The 19,510-nt window shown below is 67.6% G+C and carries 17 protein-coding genes and 1 pseudogene; 9 read left to right on the top strand and 9 right to left on the bottom strand.

Going from position 1 to position 19,510, the window contains the following annotated elements; genetic code table 11:
- Positions 1–35: 35 nt before the first annotated feature.
- Positions 36–776, bottom strand: coding sequence for an acetoacetyl-CoA reductase (gene phbB / locus D0Y85_RS13860; protein ID WP_025876381.1), 741 nt, complete (start codon positions 774–776; stop codon positions 36–38).
- 17 nt (positions 777–793) lie between these two features.
- Positions 794–1,714 carry a tRNA glutamyl-Q(34) synthetase GluQRS gene (gluQRS, locus tag D0Y85_RS13855; RefSeq protein ID WP_117310873.1) on the bottom strand — a complete coding sequence of 307 codons (921 nt, stop codon included), beginning with the start codon at positions 1,712–1,714 and terminating at the stop codon, positions 794–796.
- Between the two features lie 92 nt (positions 1,715–1,806).
- Here gluQRS and htpX point away from each other — a divergent pair, with 92 nt between their 5' ends.
- Complete coding sequence (htpX, locus tag D0Y85_RS13850; protein WP_117310872.1) at positions 1,807–2,673, top strand: protease HtpX; 867 nt, start codon at positions 1,807–1,809, stop codon at positions 2,671–2,673.
- 701 nt (positions 2,674–3,374) lie between these two features.
- On the opposite strand, the gene D0Y85_RS13845 is transcribed toward htpX, so the two are convergent.
- Complete coding sequence (locus D0Y85_RS13845; protein WP_025876387.1) at positions 3,375–4,202, bottom strand: inositol monophosphatase family protein; 828 nt, start codon at positions 4,200–4,202, stop codon at positions 3,375–3,377.
- 120 nt (positions 4,203–4,322) lie between these two features.
- On the opposite strand from D0Y85_RS13845, the gene D0Y85_RS13840 reads away from it, so the two are divergent.
- Positions 4,323–5,093: an RNA methyltransferase gene (locus D0Y85_RS13840; protein ID WP_117310871.1), complete on the top strand. Its 771-nt coding sequence runs from the start codon at positions 4,323–4,325 to the stop codon at positions 5,091–5,093.
- Positions 5,094–5,506: 413 nt separating this feature from the next.
- Complete coding sequence (locus D0Y85_RS13835) at positions 5,507–7,633, top strand: EAL domain-containing protein (protein WP_117310870.1); 2,127 nt, start codon at positions 5,507–5,509, stop codon at positions 7,631–7,633.
- Positions 7,634–7,637: 4 nt separating this feature from the next.
- Here the strand turns inward: D0Y85_RS13835 and epmB are convergent, their stop codons facing one another.
- Positions 7,638–8,678, bottom strand: a complete 1,041-nt coding sequence (gene epmB / locus D0Y85_RS13830) for an EF-P beta-lysylation protein EpmB (RefSeq protein WP_117310869.1) — start codon at positions 8,676–8,678, stop codon at positions 7,638–7,640.
- Between the two features lie 97 nt (positions 8,679–8,775).
- On the opposite strand from epmB, the gene efp reads away from it, so the two are divergent.
- The 5 genes from efp to D0Y85_RS13800 all read left to right on the top strand — a co-directional run bounded on the left by efp (position 8,776) and on the right by D0Y85_RS13800 (position 13,091).
- Positions 8,776–9,342 (top strand): elongation factor P, encoded by a 567-nt coding sequence (gene efp, locus D0Y85_RS13825; RefSeq protein ID WP_006379771.1) that lies wholly within the window; start codon positions 8,776–8,778, stop codon positions 9,340–9,342.
- Positions 9,343–9,596: 254 nt separating this feature from the next.
- Positions 9,597–10,940 (top strand): TRZ/ATZ family hydrolase, encoded by a 1,344-nt coding sequence (locus tag D0Y85_RS13815; RefSeq protein WP_025876398.1) that lies wholly within the window; start codon positions 9,597–9,599, stop codon positions 10,938–10,940.
- Positions 10,941–10,966: 26 nt separating this feature from the next.
- A complete protein-coding gene (gene ubiG / locus D0Y85_RS13810; RefSeq protein ID WP_117310867.1) occupies positions 10,967–11,683 on the top strand; it encodes a bifunctional 2-polyprenyl-6-hydroxyphenol methylase/3-demethylubiquinol 3-O-methyltransferase UbiG in 717 nt (238 codons plus the stop codon).
- On the top strand, positions 11,680–12,375 hold the full coding sequence (locus D0Y85_RS13805; RefSeq protein ID WP_117310866.1) for a phosphoglycolate phosphatase: 696 nt from the start codon (positions 11,680–11,682) through the stop codon (positions 12,373–12,375). Before ubiG ends, D0Y85_RS13805 begins: the two co-directional genes overlap by 4 nt.
- 11 nt (positions 12,376–12,386) lie before the next feature.
- Positions 12,387–13,091 (top strand): squalene/phytoene synthase family protein, encoded by a 705-nt coding sequence (locus D0Y85_RS13800; RefSeq protein ID WP_117310865.1) that lies wholly within the window; start codon positions 12,387–12,389, stop codon positions 13,089–13,091.
- A 101-nt stretch (positions 13,092–13,192) separates the two neighbouring features.
- Here D0Y85_RS13800 and D0Y85_RS13795 read toward each other — a convergent pair whose 3' ends face one another.
- The 3 genes from D0Y85_RS13795 to yidD are packed head-to-tail and all read right to left on the bottom strand — an operon-like array spanning position 13,193 to position 15,643.
- Positions 13,193–14,041, bottom strand: a complete 849-nt coding sequence (locus tag D0Y85_RS13795) for a M23 family metallopeptidase (RefSeq protein WP_162887675.1) — start codon at positions 14,039–14,041, stop codon at positions 13,193–13,195.
- Positions 14,041–15,387 (bottom strand): dihydroorotase, encoded by a 1,347-nt coding sequence (locus D0Y85_RS13790; protein WP_117310864.1) that lies wholly within the window; start codon positions 15,385–15,387, stop codon positions 14,041–14,043. The genes D0Y85_RS13795 and D0Y85_RS13790 overlap by 1 nt, the downstream gene beginning before the upstream one ends.
- A 1-nt stretch (position 15,388) precedes the next feature.
- Positions 15,389–15,643, bottom strand: a complete 255-nt coding sequence (gene yidD / locus D0Y85_RS13785) for a membrane protein insertion efficiency factor YidD (protein ID WP_014037867.1) — start codon at positions 15,641–15,643, stop codon at positions 15,389–15,391.
- 273 nt (positions 15,644–15,916) lie between these two features.
- Here yidD and dksA point away from each other — a divergent pair, with 273 nt between their 5' ends.
- Positions 15,917–17,137 (top strand): RNA polymerase-binding protein DksA, encoded by a 1,221-nt coding sequence (dksA, locus tag D0Y85_RS13780; protein ID WP_117310863.1) that lies wholly within the window; start codon positions 15,917–15,919, stop codon positions 17,135–17,137.
- A gap of 624 nt (positions 17,138–17,761) precedes the next feature.
- Here dksA and D0Y85_RS13775 read toward each other — a convergent pair.
- Positions 17,762–19,007, bottom strand: a pseudogene (locus D0Y85_RS13775) (MFS transporter).
- On the bottom strand, positions 19,004–19,456 hold the full coding sequence (locus D0Y85_RS13770) for a SufE family protein (protein ID WP_093820487.1): 453 nt from the start codon (positions 19,454–19,456) through the stop codon (positions 19,004–19,006). The pseudogene D0Y85_RS13775 and the gene D0Y85_RS13770 overlap by 4 nt, the downstream one beginning before the upstream one ends.
- Between the last annotated feature and the right edge of the window lie 54 nt (positions 19,457–19,510).

Raw genomic sequence — 19,510 nt, 5'->3', positions numbered from 1 at the left:
AGGGTGCAGCACGGGCTTTCAGGCCCTGGCGCCGTTTACCAGCCCATGTGATGACCGCCGTTGATGTCCAGGTTGCTGCCGGTGATCCACGAGGCCTCTTCGGCCACCAGGAAGGACACGCCGTAGGCGATTTCTTCCGGCTTGCCCAGGCGCCCGGTCGGGATGTCGGCAATGATCTTGGCGCGCACTTCCTCGGGCACCGCCATCACCATGTCGGTGGCCACGTAACCGGGCGAGATCGTGTTCACGGTGATGCCGAAGCCTGCATTCTCGCGCGCCAGCGAGATGGTGAAGCCATGCATGCCGGCCTTGGCGGCGGCGTAGTTGGCCTGCCCGTACTGGCCCTTCAGGCCGTTGATCGAGCTGATCTGGATGACCCGGCCCCAGCCGCGTCGGCGCATGCCCTCGATGACCGGGCGGGTGACGTTGAACACCGAATTGAGGTTGGTGTTGATCACGTCGTGCCACTGCTCCGCGCGCATGCGGTGGAAGGTGGTGTCGCGGGTGATGCCGGCGTTGTTGACCAGGATCTCGACCGGGCCCAGTTCGGCCTCGACCGCGCGGATCAGGCCTTCGGCGCTGGCAGAGTCGGAGACATCGCCCGGGAAGATCGCCACGTGGTAGCCGCGTTCGGTCATCGCCTGCTGCCAGGCGCGGGCCTTGGTTTCATCGCGGTAGTTGGTGGCGACCCGGTGGCCCTGGTCGGCCAGGCGTTGGCAGATGGCGGTACCGATGCCGCCGGTTCCGCCGGTGACCAGTGCGACGCGAGATGTCATGGAAAGCTGTCCGGATGTCAGGTGGGGGAAGGGGGATTCTGCAACATCGGCGCGGAAAGTGCGCCGGCCGGCAGCAGAATGTCCGCGCGCGGCAGCAGGCCGGGGTTGAAGCTGCGCTGCGCGGCGGCCAACAGCGCGTCGCGGTCGTCGATGCCGTCCAGTGCGGTGCCCGGCTGGCCCAGCAGTTCCCACAACCGGCGCAGCACCGGTACCGGCTCGCCGGCATCCACCGGCAGCGCGGCCAGTGACTTGGACAGTTTGTGGCCCGGTGCATCCAGCAGCAGCGGCAGGTGCCAGTAGCGCGGCGTCGGCAGGTCCAGCGCCTGCTGCAGCAGGATCTGCCGGGCGGTGGAATCGAGCAGGTCGGCGCCGCGCACGACTTCGTTCACGCCCTGCGCGGCATCGTCGACGACCACCGCCAATTGGTACGCCCAGCAGCCGTCGGCGCGGCGCAGTACGAAGTCACCGACCTCGGCATGGACATCCTGTTGCTGCGGGCCGCGCAGGCCATCCTCGAAGCGCACGATGCTGCCGGGCGGCACGCGGAAGCGGACGGCCGGGTCCGGTCGTGCCTGCCGCGCGACGCAGCGATGGTGGATGCCTCCATTGGCGGCCAGATCGCTGCGGCTGCAGTGGCAGACGAACGCGTGGCCATCGGCCAACAGGCGGTCCAGCGCCGTCTGGTAGGCGTCGCCACGCGCGCTCTGCCAGATCACCGGCCCGTCATGAAGCAGGCCGAAGGCGGCCAGCGCCTGCAGTTGCGCCTGTGCGGCGCCGGCCACCGTGCGGGGTGGATCGACGTCTTCGATGCGCAACCGCCACAGGCCGCCATGATGGCGCGCAAGCAGCCAGCTGCCGAAGGCGGCAAGCAGCGAGCCGGGATGCAGCAGGCCGGTGGGCGAGGGCGCGAAGCGGCCGCAGGAGAGGGAGGAGGTCATGCAGCTGAATCGTCGGTCAGGTTGGCGCTTGAATTCAAGCTGACTGCACCGCAGATTGACGGATATCAACCCCTTCCAAGCCGGAAATTCCCATGTTCACCCGTATTGCGCTGTTCCTGGCCACGAACTTTGCCGTGCTGATCCTCGCCAGCATCGTGATGTCGCTGATAGGGGTCGACCCCGGCCGGATGAGCGGCCTGCTGGTCATGGCTGCCATCTTCGGTTTTGGTGGTTCGCTCATCTCGCTGCTGCTGTCCAAGTGGATGGCCAAGCGCTCCACCGGTGCGGTGGTGATCACCGAGCCGCGCAACCAGACCGAGCGCTGGCTGCTGGCCACCGTCGAGCGCCAGGCCAAGGCGGCCGGTATCGGCATGCCGGAAGTGGCGGTGTATGACGGCCCGGAGATCAACGCGTTCGCCACCGGTGCCAACCGCAACAACGCGCTGGTGGCGGTGTCCACCGGCCTGCTGCACAACATGAGCGAGGACGAAGCCGAAGCCGTGCTCGGCCACGAGATCGCCCACGTCGCCAACGGAGACATGATCACCATGGCGCTGCTGCAGGGTGTGCTGAACACCTTCGTGATCGTGCTGGCCCGTGTGGTTGGCGGCATCATCGACAGTGCGCTGTCGGGCAACCGCGAAGGCGGCGGCCGCGGCTTTGCCTACTACATCATCGTGTTCGTGCTGGAGATGGTGTTCGGCCTGTTCGCCACGATGATCTCGATGTGGTTCTCGCGCCACCGCGAATTCCGTGCCGATGCAGGCGGTGCATCGCTGGCCGGCCGTCAGAAGATGATCTCGGCGCTGGAACGGCTGCAGCTCAACCACGGCCAGAGCACCCTGCCGACGCAGATCGCCGCGTTCGGTATTGCCGGTTCGGCGGCGAAGAAACTGTTCATGAGCCACCCGCCGCTGGAAGAGCGCATCGCCGCGCTGCGGGCGTCGACGGTGGCATAAGCCTCCGCTTGTAGAGCAGTGCAGGAACGCCTGGCCTCGCGCCGGGCGTTTTTGTTTGCGCGCCCACGCGTCGGTAGCGCCGGGCCATGCCCGGCGGATCATTTCCGCGACCGCGGAGGGGTGTCACTTTCTTTGCTCGTGCAAAGAAAGTAACCAAAGAAACACGCCGCCGGCCGCGAGCCGACGTGCTGCGCACGCCGGTGCCCTGCGCTCCTCGGTCCGCCGAGGGACGGTGCGGGAACTCGCTGCGCTCAGACACCCGCACCTCTTCGCCCTCGCCGGACCTGCGGTGCTCGGCTCGCTCAAGGCGGACTCAAGGTCAAATGCCACAGCTGCACCCAGTAGATCCACGCCATGCGTGGATGCTCTTGCCGTTGATCTTGATCTTCCGGCCCGCCTTGAGCGAGCCGAGCATCGCAGGGGAATCAGGGGCGAAGAGGCGCCGATGTCTGAGCGCAGCGAGTTCGGCGCCGTCCCCTGATTCGCCGAGAAGCGCAGGGCACCGGCGCGTAGCGACGGCTCGCGGCCGGCGGCGCGTTTCTTTTGGTTACTTTTCTTTTCGCGCGAAAAGAAAAGTGACGCCCCTCCGCGGTCGCGGAAATGATCCGCCGGGCATGGCCCGGCGCTACCGGCGCGTGGGCGCACAAACGAAAACGGCACCTTCGCAGGTGCCGTCTCCATGAACTGCTTTACGCCCGAACTCAGAACTTCGCGTCGAACTCGGCAGCGTAACCCGTGTTGACCAGCACCTTCTGCAGCGACTCGGCCACCTTCAGGTTGCCGGCCACGATCTGCTGGGTGTCCGGGCCACGGTTGTCCATGCGGGCCGGGGTCGCGCCCTTGAAGTCGCAGACCTTGCCACCGGCTTCGCGCACCAGCAGCACGCCGGCAGCGATGTCCCAGGCCTTCACGCCGGCCTCGAAGTAGGCGTCGGCGCGGCCACAGGCCACGTAGGCCAGGTCCAGCGCGGCCGAACCCGAGCGGCGGATGTCCTCGGCGTGCACCAGCAGGGCGTCCAGCGACTTCAGCTGCGCACTGGCGCGGGCACGCTCGCGCGGGGCAAAACCGGTGTGGATCATGGTGCCTTCCAGATCCTTGCGGTCGGCCACGCGGATGCGGCGGTCGTTGAGCACGGCGCCGGCACCACGGCTGGCGGTGAACAGTTCATTGCGCAGCGGGTCGAAGATCACCGCGTCGGTCGGCTCGCCGTTCTCGACCAGGGCGATCGACACGCAGTAGTGCGGTACGCCGCGCAGGTAGTTGCTGGTGCCGTCCAGCGGGTCGATGACCCACATGTGGCGACGCTCGCTCTGCACGCCACCTTCTTCACCGAAGATGCCGTACTCGGGGTAGGCGCGCTTGAGTTCCTTGACGATCACCTTTTCCGCGTCCGCATCGACTTCGCTGGCGTAGTCCATGCGGCCCTTCTGGACTACATTCAGTGCCTCGAGCTTGTTGATGTTGCGCAAGAGGACGTTGCCGGCGAGGCGGGCGGCCTTGACCATGACGGTGACGGCGGGTTTCTGCATGGCATGGGCTCCCGGAAGGGCAGAAGAGAAGGGCTGGCGGGGGAAAAGAGCAGGTCCGGCGCAGTGGCCGGCCGCACAGTTTACCATTGGTCTTCGTCCAGCTCGACCCTTTCCCTGTTCATGTCCCAGTTTCCCGCTGCCACTCGCCTCCGATTCGTCCTGGTCGGTACCCAACACCCCGGCAACATGGGGGCCGCCGCCCGTGCCCTGAAGACCATGGGCCTGGCCCGCCTGGTCCTGGTGGCGCCGGAGAAGCCGCTTGATGAAGAGGCCTTCCGGCGCTCGGCCGGCGCCGAGGACGTGCTCGGCGACGCGCCGGTGGTGGCCTCCCTGGCCGAAGCCGTGGCCGACTGCCGGTTCGTGCTGGGGTGCACCGCGCGTGCGCGCCGGGTCCAGCTGGAGGAGTTCCTGCCGGCAGATGCCGCAACCCGCGCAGTGGCCAAGGCCAGCGAGGGCGCCGAGGTGGCGCTGGTGTTCGGCCGTGAACGCACCGGCCTGACCAACGAGGAGCTGCAGCTGTGCCATGCCGCCGTGCATATTCCGTCCGACCCGGAGTTCAGCTCGCTCAACCTGGCCGCGGCCGTGCAGGTGCTGGCCTATGAAGTGCGCATGCAGCTGCTCGGCGCGCAGCCGGTGGCCGCCACTGAGCCGGACAGCCGCGAGCAGACCGCCAGCCATGATCAGCTGGAGAGCTTCTTCGCGCAGTTGGGCGACACCCTGGACGAGATCGATTTCCACAAGGGACGCGCGCCCGAGTCGGCGATGCGCAAGCTGCGTCGCCTGTTCCTGCGCAGTGAGCCCAGCGAGCAGGAAGTGCGCCTGCTGCGCGGCATCCTGGCCGATACCCAGCGCATGGCGCGGCTGGCGCAGAAGAACGGCAAGGACAGCTGACGACGTTCTCATTTTTTCGGGTAGTCTGTCCGGATACCCCGGGGGAACGATGCTTGTGTCGGGTCTGCGTAGGGCAATGCAGGGGGAACTGCTGCGCCTGGCCTTGGCCCTGCTGGCCGGGACGGCGCATGCTGCGCCCGGTTCACAGAAGGGGCGTTGGGCATCGATAAGGGGCAACTCGCGATGACGCAGGATCATGCGCTTGGCAGTGTTTGCTGGCGGGGTGCCGGACCGGCGCCGGAGGTGTCAGGCCGGGCGTCCGCCGGGTTGTCGCGTGCCGTCTGTCTTCGGTGCGTGCAGCGTGCGTTGCAGAGGTTGTTGGAGGCTGCCGGTTTCCGCCGCGTCGATGCGCATGCGCAGCCGTGGCGGGATGATTTGAAACAAGGGTCGACGCGCGTGCGGATGGAAGTGGAATGAAGTTGCTCGGCTCGGGGATGCAGGCCCGGTTCCTGCTTGCGATGGGCGGGGCGATGCTGGTGGTGGTGGCGATCCTGGCCGTGCTGCTGGGGCGGCAGGCTGCGATGCAGGGCGAGGTGAGGTCGCTCAGCAACGGCGTCATCCACGAACTGTTCGACCGCAGCGTGCGCAGCCGTGGCGAGGCCATGGTGCGCGAGCTGTCCGATGCGCTTGCCGGTCCGCTCCACAACAACGACCTGGACCAGGTCGGGGCGCTGGTGCGCAGCATTTCGCGGCAGCCGGTGGTGCGCTACGTACTGGTGTTCGACGACCGCGGGCGGTTGGTCCACGACGGCTCGGCCACGGTTCCCGGATCCGGGCGGCCGATGACCGATCCGTTGGCGGCCGGGGCGGTTGCCGCGCAGTCGCTGGTGGTGCAGCAGTCGCCCACGGTGCTCGACAACGCGATGCCGATCAGGGTGGGCAAACAACGCATCGGTGGTGTCCGCGTCGGCATGGCGCTGGATGAAGTGCTGCAGCGTGAGCAGGCGGCCAACGCGACCCTCGGCGAGCGGCTGCAGCAGATGGGAAGCCGGCATCTGGGCTGGCTGCTGCTGATGCTTGGCCTGCTGGTGGTGATCGGCGTGGTGGTGATCCTGTACGTACAGCGCACGCTGGTGGCGCCGATCCGCGAGCTGGCCGCGGCCGCACGGCGCATCGAAGCGGGCGACTACCAGGCGCCGCTGCGCGAAAACACCCGCGACGACGAAGTCGGCGAACTGGTGCGCGGCTTTGCCCGCATGCGTGATGCGATCGCCCGCCACGACCGCGAAGTGCGGCGCATGGCCTACACCGACGCCTTGACCGGGCTCACCAACCGCCTGGCGTTCCGCGAGGCGCTGGACCATCGATTGATGGCCGCACGTGCGTCCAATCACCGGTTGGGTCTGCTGTTTGCCGATATCGATGATTTCAAGCGGGTCAATGACACGCTGGGCCATGAGGCCGGCGACGAGGCGTTGCTGCAGTTCGCCCAACGCATTGGCCGCGCAGTGACCGAGGCCGGCGGCGACGATGCCGTGCTGGCGCGGTTTGGCGGCGACGAATTCGTGATCCTCGTCGGTGATGGTGATGTTGCGGCCAATGCGCGGTTGCTGGCCGAAGTGCTGGTGCGCGAGCTGGGCAAGCCGCTGGTGGTGCAGGGCAGGGAGTTGTTCCTGGGCACCTCGATCGGCGTGACCCTGTTCCCCGACGATGCCGCGGATGCGACGACGCTGCTGAAGAACGGCGACATCGCGATGTACCAGGCAAAGATGGCCGGCAAGAACTGCTATCGCTATTACAGCCGGGCCATGGATCACGCGGTCGAGCGGCGCGTGCACATGGAGCAGGAGCTGCGCGGTGCCTGGGAGCGCGGCGAGCTGCGGCTGGCCTATCAGCCGATCTTCCGCATGCGTGACCGCCGCATGGTCGGTGTCGAAGTGCTGCTGCGCTGGCAGCACCCGACGCTGGGCACGATTCCGCCATCGGTGTTCATCGAGGTGGCCGAGCAGAGTGGCCTGATCGAGGTCATCGGCCCGAAGGTGCTGCGTGCCGCCTGCATGGAAGCGGTGCAGTGGCCGCGCGGTGTGGCCGGTGACGAGTTGTTCGTCTCGGTCAATGTGTCGCCACGGCAGCTGCGTGGCGGTGAGTTGCCGGCGTTGGTTGCGCAGTGCCTGCAGGAGTCGGGCCTGCCGGCCTCGCGCCTGCACCTGGAGCTGACCGAGACGGCGGTGATCGGCGATGAGATGCTGGCCGCGCAGCTGCTGGACCGCCTGCACCGGGCCGGGGTGAAGGTGTGGCTGGACGACTTCGGCACCGGTTTCTCCGGTCTCAGCCACCTTCGGCAGGTGCCGGTGGACGGCGTCAAGATCGACAAAAGCTTCGTCGCCGACATGCAGCGCGACCCGGACGACCTGGCCCTGACCACGGCGATCATCGCCATGGCCCACGCACTGGGCATCACGGTGGTGGCCGAGGGTATCGAACAGGAGGCACAGTTCGAGCTGCTGGCCCAGCGTGGCTGTGACCTGGGCCAGGGCTACCGACTGAGCCACCCGGTCACCTCCACCGAAGTGGTGCGGATGATCGAATCGGGCGCGTGAGGCGCTACAGCGGGCGCTTGCTCGGGTCGCCGGGCAGTTCGCGGACCAGCTTGGGGACCAGGTAGCCGGACAGCCGGGCAGTGAGGCCGGCAATCAGGGCCTTGGCCTGGATGTCGTCCACTTCGAAGTGGGCCACGCCCTCGACGCGATCCAATTGGTGCAGGTAATACGGCAGCACGCCGGCGGCGAAGCTGCGTTCGCTCAGGTCCTGCAGCGCCTGCACGCTGTCGTTGACTCCGCGCAGCAGCACCGCCTGATTCAGCAGCTGGGCGCCGATGCCACGCAGGTGGGCCATCGCGGTATCGACGCTGGCGTCGAATTCATTGGCGTGGTTGGCATGGACCACGATCGCCAATGGCCACGGCAGGCTGCCCAGCCAGGCCAGCAGTTCCTCGTCCACGCGCTCGGGCAGCACGATCGGCAGGCGCGTGTGGATGCGCAACCGGCGGATGTGCGGGATCTGGCGCAGCGCATCGGTCAGCTCGGCCAGCTTGTGCGTAGCCAGCGACAGCGGGTCGCCCCCGGACAGGATCACCTCATCGATGTCCGGGTCTGCGGCGATGGCCTCCACGGCCTCCTGCCAGCCCCCCTTGGCGGCGTTTTCGGCGCCATAGTCGAAATGCCGGCGGAAGCAGTAGCGGCAGTTGATCGCACAGCTGCCGGTGGCCACCAGCAGGGCCCGGCCACGGTATTTCTGGATGACCCCGGTAGCCTTCTTGGCCGCGCCGTCGCCCACCGCGTCAAAGCTGAACCCGGGCGCCGGGCGCATCTCCGCGTCGATCGGCAATACCTGGCGCAGCAGCGGATCGTGGGCATCGCCACGGCGCATGCGGGCCACGAAACCCTCCGGCACGCGCAGCGCGAACTGGGCGATGGCCGCCTCCGATACGCCCAGCGCTGCGGCATCCAGATCCAGCCGGGCCAGCAGCGTCTGCGGGTCGCGCAGGGCCTGCCGCCACAGCTGCTGCCAGCGCGCGGGCGCGCCTGGCGACTGGGTCCGGGGGAAGGCGGAAAGCTGCATGGAGAGGGGGCCTGCGGTTATCATGGACACATAAACAGTTGCCCGCCGGGGTTCCGGTGGGCTTTCCATTCTATCCGGCTCGCCGCACGCGCGGCGGTTTCGCCATTTGAGGAGCTTGAGCATGGCCACTGCGGGCATGAACGATGTCAAGAACGGGATGAAGATCCTGGTCAACAATGAACCGGCCGTGATCTCCGAGACCGAGTTCATCAAGCCGGGCAAGGGCCAGGCCTTCACCCGCGTGCGCTATCGCTTCATCAAGTCGGGCCGCACGGTCGAAATGACCATGAAGGCGACCGACGACGTGGAAGTGGCCGATGTGGTCGATACCAACATGGACTACATGTACAGCGACGGCGAGTACTGGCATTTCATGGACCCGGAGACCTTCGAGCAGGTGCAGGCCGACAAGGCCGGCATGGGCGGCGCCGAGAAGTGGCTGAAGGGCGAGGAGTCCTGCATCGTGACCCTGTTCAACGGTTCGCCGATCTTCGTGCAGCCGCCGAATTTCGTTGAACTGAAGATCACCGAGACCGATCCGGGCGTCCGCGGTGACACCTCGGGCGGCGGCGGCAAGCCGGCCACCCTGGAAACCGGCGCCGTGGTGCGCGTGCCGCTGTTCGTCAACCAGGATGAAATCATCAAGGTCGACACCCGTTCGGGCGAGTACTCCTCGCGCGTCAAGTAATCCGGCGCAGCCGGATTACGGTAGTGCCGGCCGCTGGCCGGGTACGCGCCGGCGCATTCGCGCTGGCGCTCCCACGATCCGCCATGGCGGATCGTGGGCCCCCACTTACCAGCATCCACACCCCGCCGCTTCGCGGCCGCCCCTGACTCAGGGGCTTGCCTTCCAGAAGCCCAGCGGTAGCCGTTTGACCGGTGATCAGTCGCCAGGTCGGAGCCAAGGCTACGTACGGTCCTTCCCCCAGCCAGTGAGCCCGCATGAGCGATAGCCCGCACCTCCCCGAAGCCTGCGACCTGCTCATCGAAGCCGGTTATGTCGTTCCGATCGAGCCGCATGCGGTGGTGCTGGAAGATCATGCCGTGGCCATCCGTGGCAGCGAGATCGTGGCCATCCTGCCGCGCGCCGAAGCGCGTGCGCGGTTCCGTGCCACCCAGGTTGTCAGCCGCCCAGAGGCGGCGCTGATGCCGGGCCTGGTCAACGCGCATACGCACAACCCGATGACCCTGCTGCGCGGCGTCGCTGACGACCTGCCGCTGATGACCTGGCTGCAGCAGCACATCTGGCCGGTGGAAGCGGCGGTGATCGGTCCCGAATTCGTGGCCGACGGCACCACCCTTGCCATCGCCGAGATGCTGCGTGGCGGCACCACCTGCGCCAACGAGAACTACTTCTTCGGTGACGTGCAGGCCGCCGTCTACAAGAAGCACGGTTTCCGCGCGCTGGTCGGCGCGGTCATCATCGATTTCCCCACCGCCTGGGCCAAGACCGACGACGAGTACTTCGCCAAGGCCGGTGAACTGCATGACCAGTGGCGCACCGACCCGCTGATCGGCACCGCATTCGCGCCGCATGCGCCGTACACGGTCAACGATGCCAATTTCGAGCGGGTGCGGATGCTGTCCGACCAGCTGGACATGCAGGTGCATCTGCATACCCATGAAACCGCGCAGGAAATCACCGATTCGATCAAGCTGCACGGCCAGCGTCCGCTGGCGCGGCTGGATCGCCTCGGCCTGGTCAACGACCGCCTGATCGCGGTGCACATGACCCAGCTGACCGAGGCCGAGATCCACCTGTGCGCCGAGCGCGGCGTCAGCGTGGTGCATTGCCCGGAATCGAACCTGAAGCTGGCCTCTGGTTTCTGCCCGGCCTGCGCCCTGCAGCGCGCCGGCGTGAACCTGGCCATCGGTACCGACGGCTGCGCCAGCAACAACGACCTGGACATGTTCAGCGAGAACCGTACGGCGGCGATCCTGGCCAAGGCCGTGGCCGACGATGCCACCGCGCTGGACGCGGCGACCACGTTGCGCGCGTCCACCCTGGGCGGCGCCCGCGCCCTGGGCTTCGGCGAGCGCATCGGCTCGATCGAGGTCGGCAAGCAGGCCGACCTGGTCTGCGTTGATCTGTCCGCGCTGGAGACCCAGCCGCTGCACAACGTGCTGTCGCAGCTGGTGTACGCCACCGGCCGCCAGCAGGTCAGCGACGTCTGGATCGCCGGCAAGCCCAAGCTGGTGCAGCGCGAGCTGGTCGGGATGGACCTGCCGGGCATCATCGCCAACGCGCGCCAGTGGCGCGAGCGCATCCGCCATATCCGCGCCTGAGTGCAGGCGCCGCAAGGACAACCGTCATGACTGCCCCCCACGCTTCTTCCAATTTCGATCAGGCCGAACTGGACAAGTTCGCCGCGCTGGCCAACCGCTGGTGGGATGCTGACGGCCCGCAGAAGCCGCTGCACGCACTGAATCCGGTGCGCCTGCAGTACGTGGCTGACCGGGCGCCGCTGCGTGGCGCGCGCGTGCTCGACATCGGCTGCGGTGGCGGGCTGCTGAGTGAAGCGCTGGCCCAGGCCGGTGCCGAAGTGACCGCCATCGACCTGGCGCCGGAGCTGGTCAAGGTTGCGCGCCTGCATGCCCTGGAAAGTGGCGTCAGCGTCGACTACCGGGTGCAGGCCGCCGAGGACCTGGCCGCCGAACAACCGGGCAGCTTCGATGTGGTGACCTGCATGGAAATGCTCGAGCACGTGCCCGATCCGGGCGCGATCATCGAGGCCTGCAAGCGCCTGCTGAAGCCGGGTGGCCATCTGTTCCTGTCCACCATCAACCGCACCGCAGCCGCATTCGCCGTGGCCATCGTCGGTGCCGAGTACGTGGCACGGCTGCTGCCCAAGGGCACCCACCACTACCAGGAATTCATCAGGCCGGCCGAGCTGGCGCGCTGGTTGCGCGCGGCCGACCTGCAGCTGGCCGATGTCAGCGGCATGGCCTATGAGCCGTGGCGCAACCGCGCCCGCCTGAGCAGCCGCACCGACATCAACTACCTGGCCCACGCGGTCAAGGCGCCGTGACCGCCGCCGTGTTCCCGCGTGCGGTGCTGTTCGACCTGGACGGTACACTGCTGGACAGCGCCCCGGATTTCGTCGCCACCCTTGATGCGATGCTGGCCGAGCGCGGTCGCGCACCGATCGATCCTGCGCAGTTGCGGCCAGTGGTGTCAAAGGGTTCCCGGGCGATGGTGTCGGCCGCGTTTCCAGAGCTGGAAGCAGCCGAGCGCGATGCACTGATTCCCGAGTTCCTGCAGCGCTACGAAGCCTTGATCGGCCAGCATGCCGTGCTGTTCGACGGCGTCGCCGGCATGCTCGGTGCGCTGGACGAAGCCGGCACCGTGTGGGGCATCGTCACCAACAAGCCCGAATACCTGGCGCGGCTGATCGTGCCGCAGTACGACTGGCAGCAGCGCTGCGCCGTGCTGGTCGGCGGTGACACCCTGGCCGAGCGCAAGCCGCATCCGTTGCCGCTGCTGCACGCCGCGCAGCTGATCGGCATCGCAGCGGAAGACTGCGTGTACGTCGGCGACGATGAGCGCGACATCATCGCCGCGCGTGCTGCCGGCATGCCGTCGGTGGCGGCGCTGTGGGGCTACCGCCTGCACAGCGATGACCCGTTGGCCTGGCAGGCGGACGTGCTGGTCGAGAATGCCGAACTTCTGCAACTGGCCAGTCTCTGGCCGAGCCGGCCGGCGACCCCGGCCCAGCCGTAAGGAACAACGTAGTGAGCAGTACCGCGCTGGATAGTTTCCTCGACAAGTGGCGCAGCCGTTGGCCGGAATGGTCGGTGGCCGAGCCGTTCGTGGCCGAATCGCAACGCGAGCTTGCGGTGGCGTGGTTCGCGCTGCTGCAGGAATTCGACGACATGCTCAACACCAGCGGCGACCCGCTGCCGGCGGACGCCAAGCTGGCGTGGTGGGGCGAGGAACTGCGCAGCTGGGCCGCGCAGCGTTCGCGGCATCCGCTGGGGCGCGTGCTGGAACCGGTGCGGGCACCGTGGGGGCAGCTGGCCGAGGCGCTGCCGGATCTGGTCGAGGCGCGCACCGTAGCGCTGGATGCTGCCAGTGCCGAACGCGCACTGGGCAACTACGCCGACGCGGTGGCTGCGGTCGAAGCCGTGGTGTTTGCCGACAAGCCGCGCAAGGGGGCTGGCCATGCCGTGCTGCTGCAGACACTGGCGCAGCGCCTGCAGGACGCTGGCGTGGCAGGCGTTCCGCGCAGCCTGCTGGACGAAGATGCCGGCAACGCTGCACAGCGTTGGGCGCAGCACTTGCTGAAAGGGTGGGGCACCCGCGTGCCCGGTCCACGTGCACGCCGGGTGTGGTCGAGCCTGGCGCGTGCACGTCTGGCGGCGCAGGCCGCCGGCAAACCGATTGAAGCCACGCCCGTGCGCACGTTGCTGCGCGTGTGGTGGGCCGCGCGCGGCTGAACCCTCGGCCGCTGCGCTCGCCGGGCACGGCCCGGCGCTACCGTGCATGGTGATTCGGCCGTGTGCTCGCCGGGCCATGCCCGGCGGGGAACCTGCGTGCGCTATTTCCGCTCCAGCACCAGCAGCGGGTCGATGCGGGTGTCGAACCAGTTCATGCCCCAGTGCAGGTGCGGCCCGGTGGCACGGCCGGTGGCGCCGACGGCGGCGATCACCTGGCCCTGTTCGACGCGATCACCGACCTTCACGTCGATGCGCGACAGGTGCAGGAAGTTCGAACTGACGCCGAAGCCGTGGTCGAGCAGCAGCGTGCCACCGGTCAGGTACAGGTCCGGCCCAGCGAACGTCACCACACCGGCCGCCGGTGCCTTCACCGGGGTGCCGGTGGGTACGGCGATGTCCATGCCGGAGTGGCCGGCACCGGGCTGGCCGTTGTACACGCGGGCGTTGCCGAAGCGGCCGCTGATGCGGCCCTGCACCGGCCAGATGAAGGTCTGGGTGAAATCGGTGCGGTTGTCGTCGCGCGCACGCGCAGCGGTGACCTGCGCCTGTTCGCGCTTGATCCGCTCGGCGATGGCCGGCGGCGGATTGACCGTCTTCGGCGGTACGCCGTTCACCCGCTCGGTCGGCCAGTCGCGCGGGGTCACGGCGATGGCGGCCGTCTCGCTGCTGCCATCCGGTCGGCGGATCTGCACCTGCAGCGGGCCCTTCTCATCGCGACCGATGCCGAACACCACGCTGCCGTAGCTGCTCACGCGCAGGTCGCGGCCTGCATAGCGCACGCTGCTGCCGGCGGGAACCTTGCCGATCACCAGCGCGCCCTGCGAGGCGCTGGCCGGGAACACCACGCGACTGTCGATCAGCTCGCCGATGCCGTCCTGTGCCTGGGCCGCGGCTGCGGACAACAGGGGCGCTGCCAGCAGCAGCGCCGCGAACATGAGTGCCGGACGCATCAGCGGTCGTAGGTCATGCGCTGGCCGGCGGGCTTGCCCACCAGCGTGCTGCCGTCCCACACCAGCTGGCCGTTGACCCAGGTCGAGGCCACGCGCGAACGGAAGGTGGTGCCCTCGAACGGCGACCAGCCGCACTTGGACAGCACGTCCTCGCGCTTGACCGTGAACGGCACGTCCTCGACCAGCACCAGGTCGGCGAAGTAACCCTCGCGCAGGAAGCCACGTTCTTCCACGTCGAACAGCTGTGCCGGCGCATGCGCGAACTTCTGCACCACCTGCTCGCGGGTCAGCTTGCCTTCGTGCACGCGCTCCAGCGCGGCCACCAGCGCGTACTGCACCAGCGGCAGGCCCGACGGCGCCTGCGCGTAGGGCTTCTGCTTCTCTTCCCAGGTGTGCGGTGCGTGGTCGGTGGCCAGCACGTCCAGCACGTCGTCAGCCAACGCGGCGGTGATCGCCTCGCGATCGGCCACGTCCTTGATCGCCGGGTTGCACTTGATCAGGTTGCCCTTGGTCGCATAGTCCGGACGCGCGAAGTGCAGGAAGTGCACGCAGGTTTCGGCGGTGATCTGCTTGCGGCTGCCGTCGGCGCGGATCAGCGGGCCCTTCTCGAACAGCGCCAGCTCGTCGGCGGTGGAGATATGCAGCACATGCAGGCGGGTGCCGTGCTTGCGCGCCAGCGACATCGCCAGGCGGGTCGACTTGATGCAGGCCTCGCGCGAGCGGATGTCCGGGTGCATCTCCGGGGTCAGCGCATCGCCGTGTTTCTCCTGGAAGGCCTTCAGGTTGGCATCGATCATCGGTGTGTCTTCGCAGTGCGTGATGATCGGGGTGGGGCACTCGCGGAAGATCGCGTCCAGGGTTTCGGGGTTGTCGACCAGCATGTTGCCGGTGGACGCGCCCATGAACACCTTCACGCCCGGCGCCTTCTTCGGATCGAGCGCACGAATGGCGTCGAGGTTGTCGTTGCTGGCACCGTGGTAGAAACCGTAGTTGGCCCAGGCACGGCCGCGCGCCAGCTCGTACTTGGCTTCCAGGATGGTCGAATCCAGCGTTGGCGGGTTGGTGTTGGGCATGTCCATGAAGCTGGTCAGGCCACCGGCCACGGCCGCGGCCGATTCGCTGGCGATGTCACCCTTGTGGGTCAGGCCGGGTTCGCGGAAATGCACCTGGTCGTCGATCATCCCGGGCAGCAGCCAGCGCCCGGCCGCATCCACCACCTGTTCGCCATCACGCGGAGTCAAACCCTTGCCGATCTGCGCGATGCGGTCGTTCTCGATACGCAGGTCGCCTTCGAAGGTGCGGCCTTCGTTGACCAGGCGGGCATTGGTGATGAGCGTGGAGGACATGTCAGTGTTTTCCTGTGCAACGGCAAGAGGGGGCGTTGGGAGATTCGGGCACCGGATCGAAGCCGCCGGGATGGAACGGATGGCAGCGGCCCAGCCGTCGCGCCGCCAGCCAGCTGCCGCGCAACGGGCCGTGCCGGGAGATGGCATCCATAGCGTATTCAGAGCAGCTCGGCACGAAACGGCAGCGAGGCCCCAGCAGGGGGCTGATGAAGCGCTTGTAGAAGCGCAGCAGGGCGATGAGCAGGCGCGAGATCACGCAGTCATCTTAAGCCAGTTGGCATGAAGGCCGCATTTGTGCAGGATGGGCCGTTGGTCGCATGTCGTAGATGGCCTGCGACCGCTAGCGGCACCCCTCCAGGTGCCGGACAGGTTCCGTACCGCGCAAGGCGGTCCGTGTTCGTCGGACCGCACCTTGGACCCGTTGACTCCTGGACTGAATGGAGCGGGCCCCCAAGGTTGCTGCTGCGGGTCGGGTAGGCTATAAAGGCCCGCTTTCCCGGGCCCCGGGGAATCCAAGGAAGAGCGTTTCGTGGCTGCTAAAAAAACTGCAAAGAAGGCCGTCAAGGCCGCCAAGAAAACCGCCAAGCCTGTTGTGAAGAAGTTGGCGGCCAAGCCCGTTGCCAAGAAGCCGGCCAGCAAGCCGGCGACCAAGGCGGCATCCTCACAGCCGGCGGCCAGGAAGGCCACCGCAAAGAAAGCGCCGGTGAAATCCGGCAAGCCGGCAGTGGCGAAGAAGCCCGCTGCGCCGGTCAAGGCCAAACCTGCCGCTGCCAGCAAGAAGGCGCCGGCGGTGAAGAAGGTTGCCAGCAAGGCTGCGCCGGTGAAGAAGGCCGCTGCCAAGCCGGCACCGAAGAAGGCAGCAGCCAAGTCGGCGCCGAAGGCGGTGGTGAAGAAGGTTGCCGCCGCGCCTGCCGCCAAGCCGGCAGCAAAGAAGGTGGCGCCTGCCAAGCCGGCACCGGCCAAGAAGGTTGCCAAGAATGTCGCCCCGCCGGCCGCCAAGCCGACGCCGGTCCCTGTAGTGAAGTCCGCACCGAAGCCAGCTGCGAAGCCGGCCCCGGCCAAGTCTGTCCCGGCCAAGACCGCGGCAGTGGCGGCAGCCAAACCGGCCCCCAAGCCGGCCCCGGCCGCCGCTTCTGCAGCATCGACCGCCCCGCAATCCAAGAATCCCGTGCCCGTTTCGAAATCGCCTGCCAAAACCGCCGTGAAATCCGATTCCGCTCCGAAGACCGTGACCCGCCCCGTGGGCAAGGTCGCCGTGGCCGTTGCCGCCCGTTCGACAGCGCCTGCGCCGCGCAGCAAGTACAAGGTCGTCGAATACAAGACCGACGAGGCCACTGGCCGCCCGATCCTGCCGGCAGGCTACAAGCCGGCCTCGGACGAGGAGTACATGAGCCCGCTGCAGCAGGAGTACTTCCGTCAGCGCCTGCAGAACTGGCGCGCCGACCTGGTGGAAGAGTCCAAGCAGACCATCGAGAACCTGCGTGAGGAAGTGCGTGACATCGGCGATGAAGCCGAGCGCGCGACCCGCGAAACCGAGAACTCGCTGGAGCTGCGCACCCGTGACCGTTACCGCAAGCTGATCGGCAAGATCGACAGCACCCTCAAGCGCCTGGAAGCAGGCGATTACGGGTACTGCGTGGACACCGGTGAAGAGATCGGCCTGGAGCGCCTTGAAGCGCGCTTGACCGCCGAGCGCACCATCGACGCCCAGGAGCGTTGGGAGCACCTGCAGAAGCAGCAGGGCGACTGATTCCGGTTCGTTGTGATGTCATGCAGAAAGCCCGGCTTCGGCCGGGTTTTTTGTTGGGTGATGGTTGGCTGCGTAGAGCGGCGCCTTGGTTGTTCCGTGAGCGAGCGGGCGGGTCACCCGGGCCAGGACACGCCGTAAACCCATCCCTGGGGGCTCGGCCGCGCCATCCATGGCGCGAACGGTCCTGGCCCGGGTGACCCGCCCGCTCCAGACAGTTCCCGAGTGCGGCCGCTGTAGAGCCGAGCCCTCGCTCGGCTCAGGCCGAAGCCGGCGGGTAGGGAAGAGCAAGAGCAAGAGCAAGAGCAGCTAAGCATGGCTTGGCTCTACCAGGAGCGGCCATGCGTATGCTCGCGGCTGTTGGGTCCGCCTTGTAGCGAGCCGAGCACCGCAGGGGAATCAGGGGCGAAGAGGCGCCGCTGTTTGAGCGCAGCGAGTTCGGTGCCGTCCCCTGATTCACCGAGGAGCGCAGGGCACCGGTGCGCAGCACCGGCTCGCGGATGGCGGCGCGTTTCTTTGGTTACTTTCTTTGCGCGCGCAAAGAAAGTGACACCCCGCCGCGGTCGCGGAAAGCGCCCGCCGGGCATGGCCCGGCGCTACCGGCGCGTGTGCGCACGGAAATCCGCTCTATTGCAGATCTCGCAGATTCAATTTCCGCAGCGTCGGGTTCTTCCATGCAGTGACCCCGGCCACGCTCAGCACCGCGAATCCGCCCAGTACCACCGCCGGTACCAGCCCCAGCACCTTGGCCATGGTGCCGGCATAGAACGCGCCCAGTTCGTTGGACGAACTGATGAAGATGCCGTTGATCGACGATACCCGGCCGCGCATCTCTTCCGGCGTGGCCAGCTGCAGGATGGTGGAGCGGATCACCACCGACACGCCGTCGAAGGCGCCGTAGAACAGCAGGATCAACGCCGACAGCCAGAAGTGCTGGGACAGGCCGAAGCCGATCACGCACAGGCCGAAGCCGGCGACCGCGAACAGCAGCACCCGACCGGCATTGCGGTGCAGGGGGTGGCGCGCCAGCCACAGGCCCACGCACACCGAACCCAGTGCCGGCGCAGCGCGCAGGATGCCCAGGCCCTCCGGGCCGTGATGCAGGATCTCGTGCAGGAACGCCGGCAGCATCGCCACCACACCGCCCAGCAGTACCGAGAACATGTCCAGCGCCATGGCGCCGACCATGATCCGGTTGCCGACCACGAAGCGCGCGCCTTCGGCAATGCTCTTGAAGATCGGGGCAGCTGGGCCGGCATGCACCGGCTCTTCCACCTTCAGCGTGGCCAGGCAGCCCATCGCCACCAGCGCGAAGGCCGTGGCCACCGCATAGGACAGGCCCTTGCCACCGAAGCCGACCAGCACGCCACCCAGTGCCGGGCCGGCGATCATGCCGGCCTGGAACACCACGGCGCCAAGGCCGGCGCCACGGGCGAAGTGCTCGCGTGCCAGCACGCGGGCGAACAACGCGTTGTAGATCGGCGACAGGAAGGCACGGACCATGCCGGTCAGCGCGATCGCCGCATAGATCGGCCACACGCCCTCAACCGGCAGCCAGCCCTTGGCCACTGGTCAGCACCAGCGCGGTGGCGACCAGGCCGGAACAGGCGACCATGCCCAGCCGGCGGCGCGGCAGATGATCCACCAGGTAACCGGCGAACGGGGCCACGCAGAAGAACGGCAGCACCTCGGCCAGGCCGATCAGGCCCAGCGAGAACGGATTGCGGGTGACTTCGTAGATGTGCCAACCGACGGTGACCGCGACCACCTGGTAGGACAGCATCGCGAAGATGCGATACGCCAGCAGCCTGGCGAAACCGGGCCGGGACAGCAGGCCCAGCGCGGTGTCTTCGGCCGTGGCGGGCTCGCTCACGACGGATCGCGCTGCAGCTGGGCCTGCGCGGTCTCACGGATGAACGCCAGCATCGCCGCCACGCCGTTGCTGCGGGTCGGCGACAGGTGGCGGGCCAGGCCGATATCCTGGATATAGCTGGGCTCGGTGGCCAGGATCTCCTGCGCGGAGCGCCCGGAGTACACGCGCAGCGCCAGGAAGATCAGGCCGGAGACGATGGCCGAGTCGCTGATGGCGTGGAAGCGCAGCGACTGCGCGTTGCCTTCCGGCACGATCCAGACCATCGACTGGCAACCGAGCAGGCGGTGCTCTTCGGTCTTCCACGCGTCCGGGAAGGCGGGCAGCTTGCGGCCGAGGTCGATCAGGTACTGGTAGCGCTCTGACCAGTCGCCGAAGAAGCCGAATTCCTCGGCGATGGCCGTCTGTGCCTCGGCGGCGGTGGGTTCAAGCGGGAACGGGGAGTCGATCACAACAGTCTCTACAGTAGGGAGCGTGGCCGGCGGGCCGGCCACGGGGCAGGGCAG

Origin of the sequence: Stenotrophomonas sp. G4, from assembly GCF_003428825.1 — a bacterium.
Taxonomy (GTDB): Bacteria; Pseudomonadota; Gammaproteobacteria; order Xanthomonadales; family Xanthomonadaceae; genus Stenotrophomonas; species Stenotrophomonas indicatrix.
The sequence above is the reverse complement of the archived record's forward strand: the minus strand, read 5'-3'. Positions and strand labels throughout refer to the sequence as shown.

Bases quoted from the DNA above. Each gene is read 5' to 3' on its own strand.
- phbB (WP_025876381.1), bottom strand. From the start codon at position 776: ATGACATCTCGCGTCGCACTGGTCACCGGCGGAACCGGCGGCATCGGT.
- gluQRS (WP_117310873.1), bottom strand. From the start codon at position 1,714: ATGACCTCCTCCCTCTCCTGCGGCCGCTTCGCGCCCTCGCCCACCGGC.
- htpX (WP_117310872.1), top strand. From the start codon at position 1,807: ATGTTCACCCGTATTGCGCTGTTCCTGGCCACGAACTTTGCCGTGCTG.
- D0Y85_RS13845 (WP_025876387.1), bottom strand. From the start codon at position 4,202: ATGCAGAAACCCGCCGTCACCGTCATGGTCAAGGCCGCCCGCCTCGCC.
- D0Y85_RS13840 (WP_117310871.1), top strand. From the start codon at position 4,323: ATGTCCCAGTTTCCCGCTGCCACTCGCCTCCGATTCGTCCTGGTCGGT.
- D0Y85_RS13835 (WP_117310870.1), top strand. From the start codon at position 5,507: ATGAAGTTGCTCGGCTCGGGGATGCAGGCCCGGTTCCTGCTTGCGATG.
- epmB (WP_117310869.1), bottom strand. From the start codon at position 8,678: ATGATAACCGCAGGCCCCCTCTCCATGCAGCTTTCCGCCTTCCCCCGG.
- efp (WP_006379771.1), top strand. From the start codon at position 8,776: ATGGCCACTGCGGGCATGAACGATGTCAAGAACGGGATGAAGATCCTG.
- D0Y85_RS13815 (WP_025876398.1), top strand. From the start codon at position 9,597: ATGAGCGATAGCCCGCACCTCCCCGAAGCCTGCGACCTGCTCATCGAA.
- ubiG (WP_117310867.1), top strand. From the start codon at position 10,967: ATGACTGCCCCCCACGCTTCTTCCAATTTCGATCAGGCCGAACTGGAC.
- D0Y85_RS13795 (WP_162887675.1), bottom strand. From the start codon at position 14,041: ATGCGTCCGGCACTCATGTTCGCGGCGCTGCTGCTGGCAGCGCCCCTG.
- D0Y85_RS13790 (WP_117310864.1), bottom strand. From the start codon at position 15,387: ATGTCCTCCACGCTCATCACCAATGCCCGCCTGGTCAACGAAGGCCGC.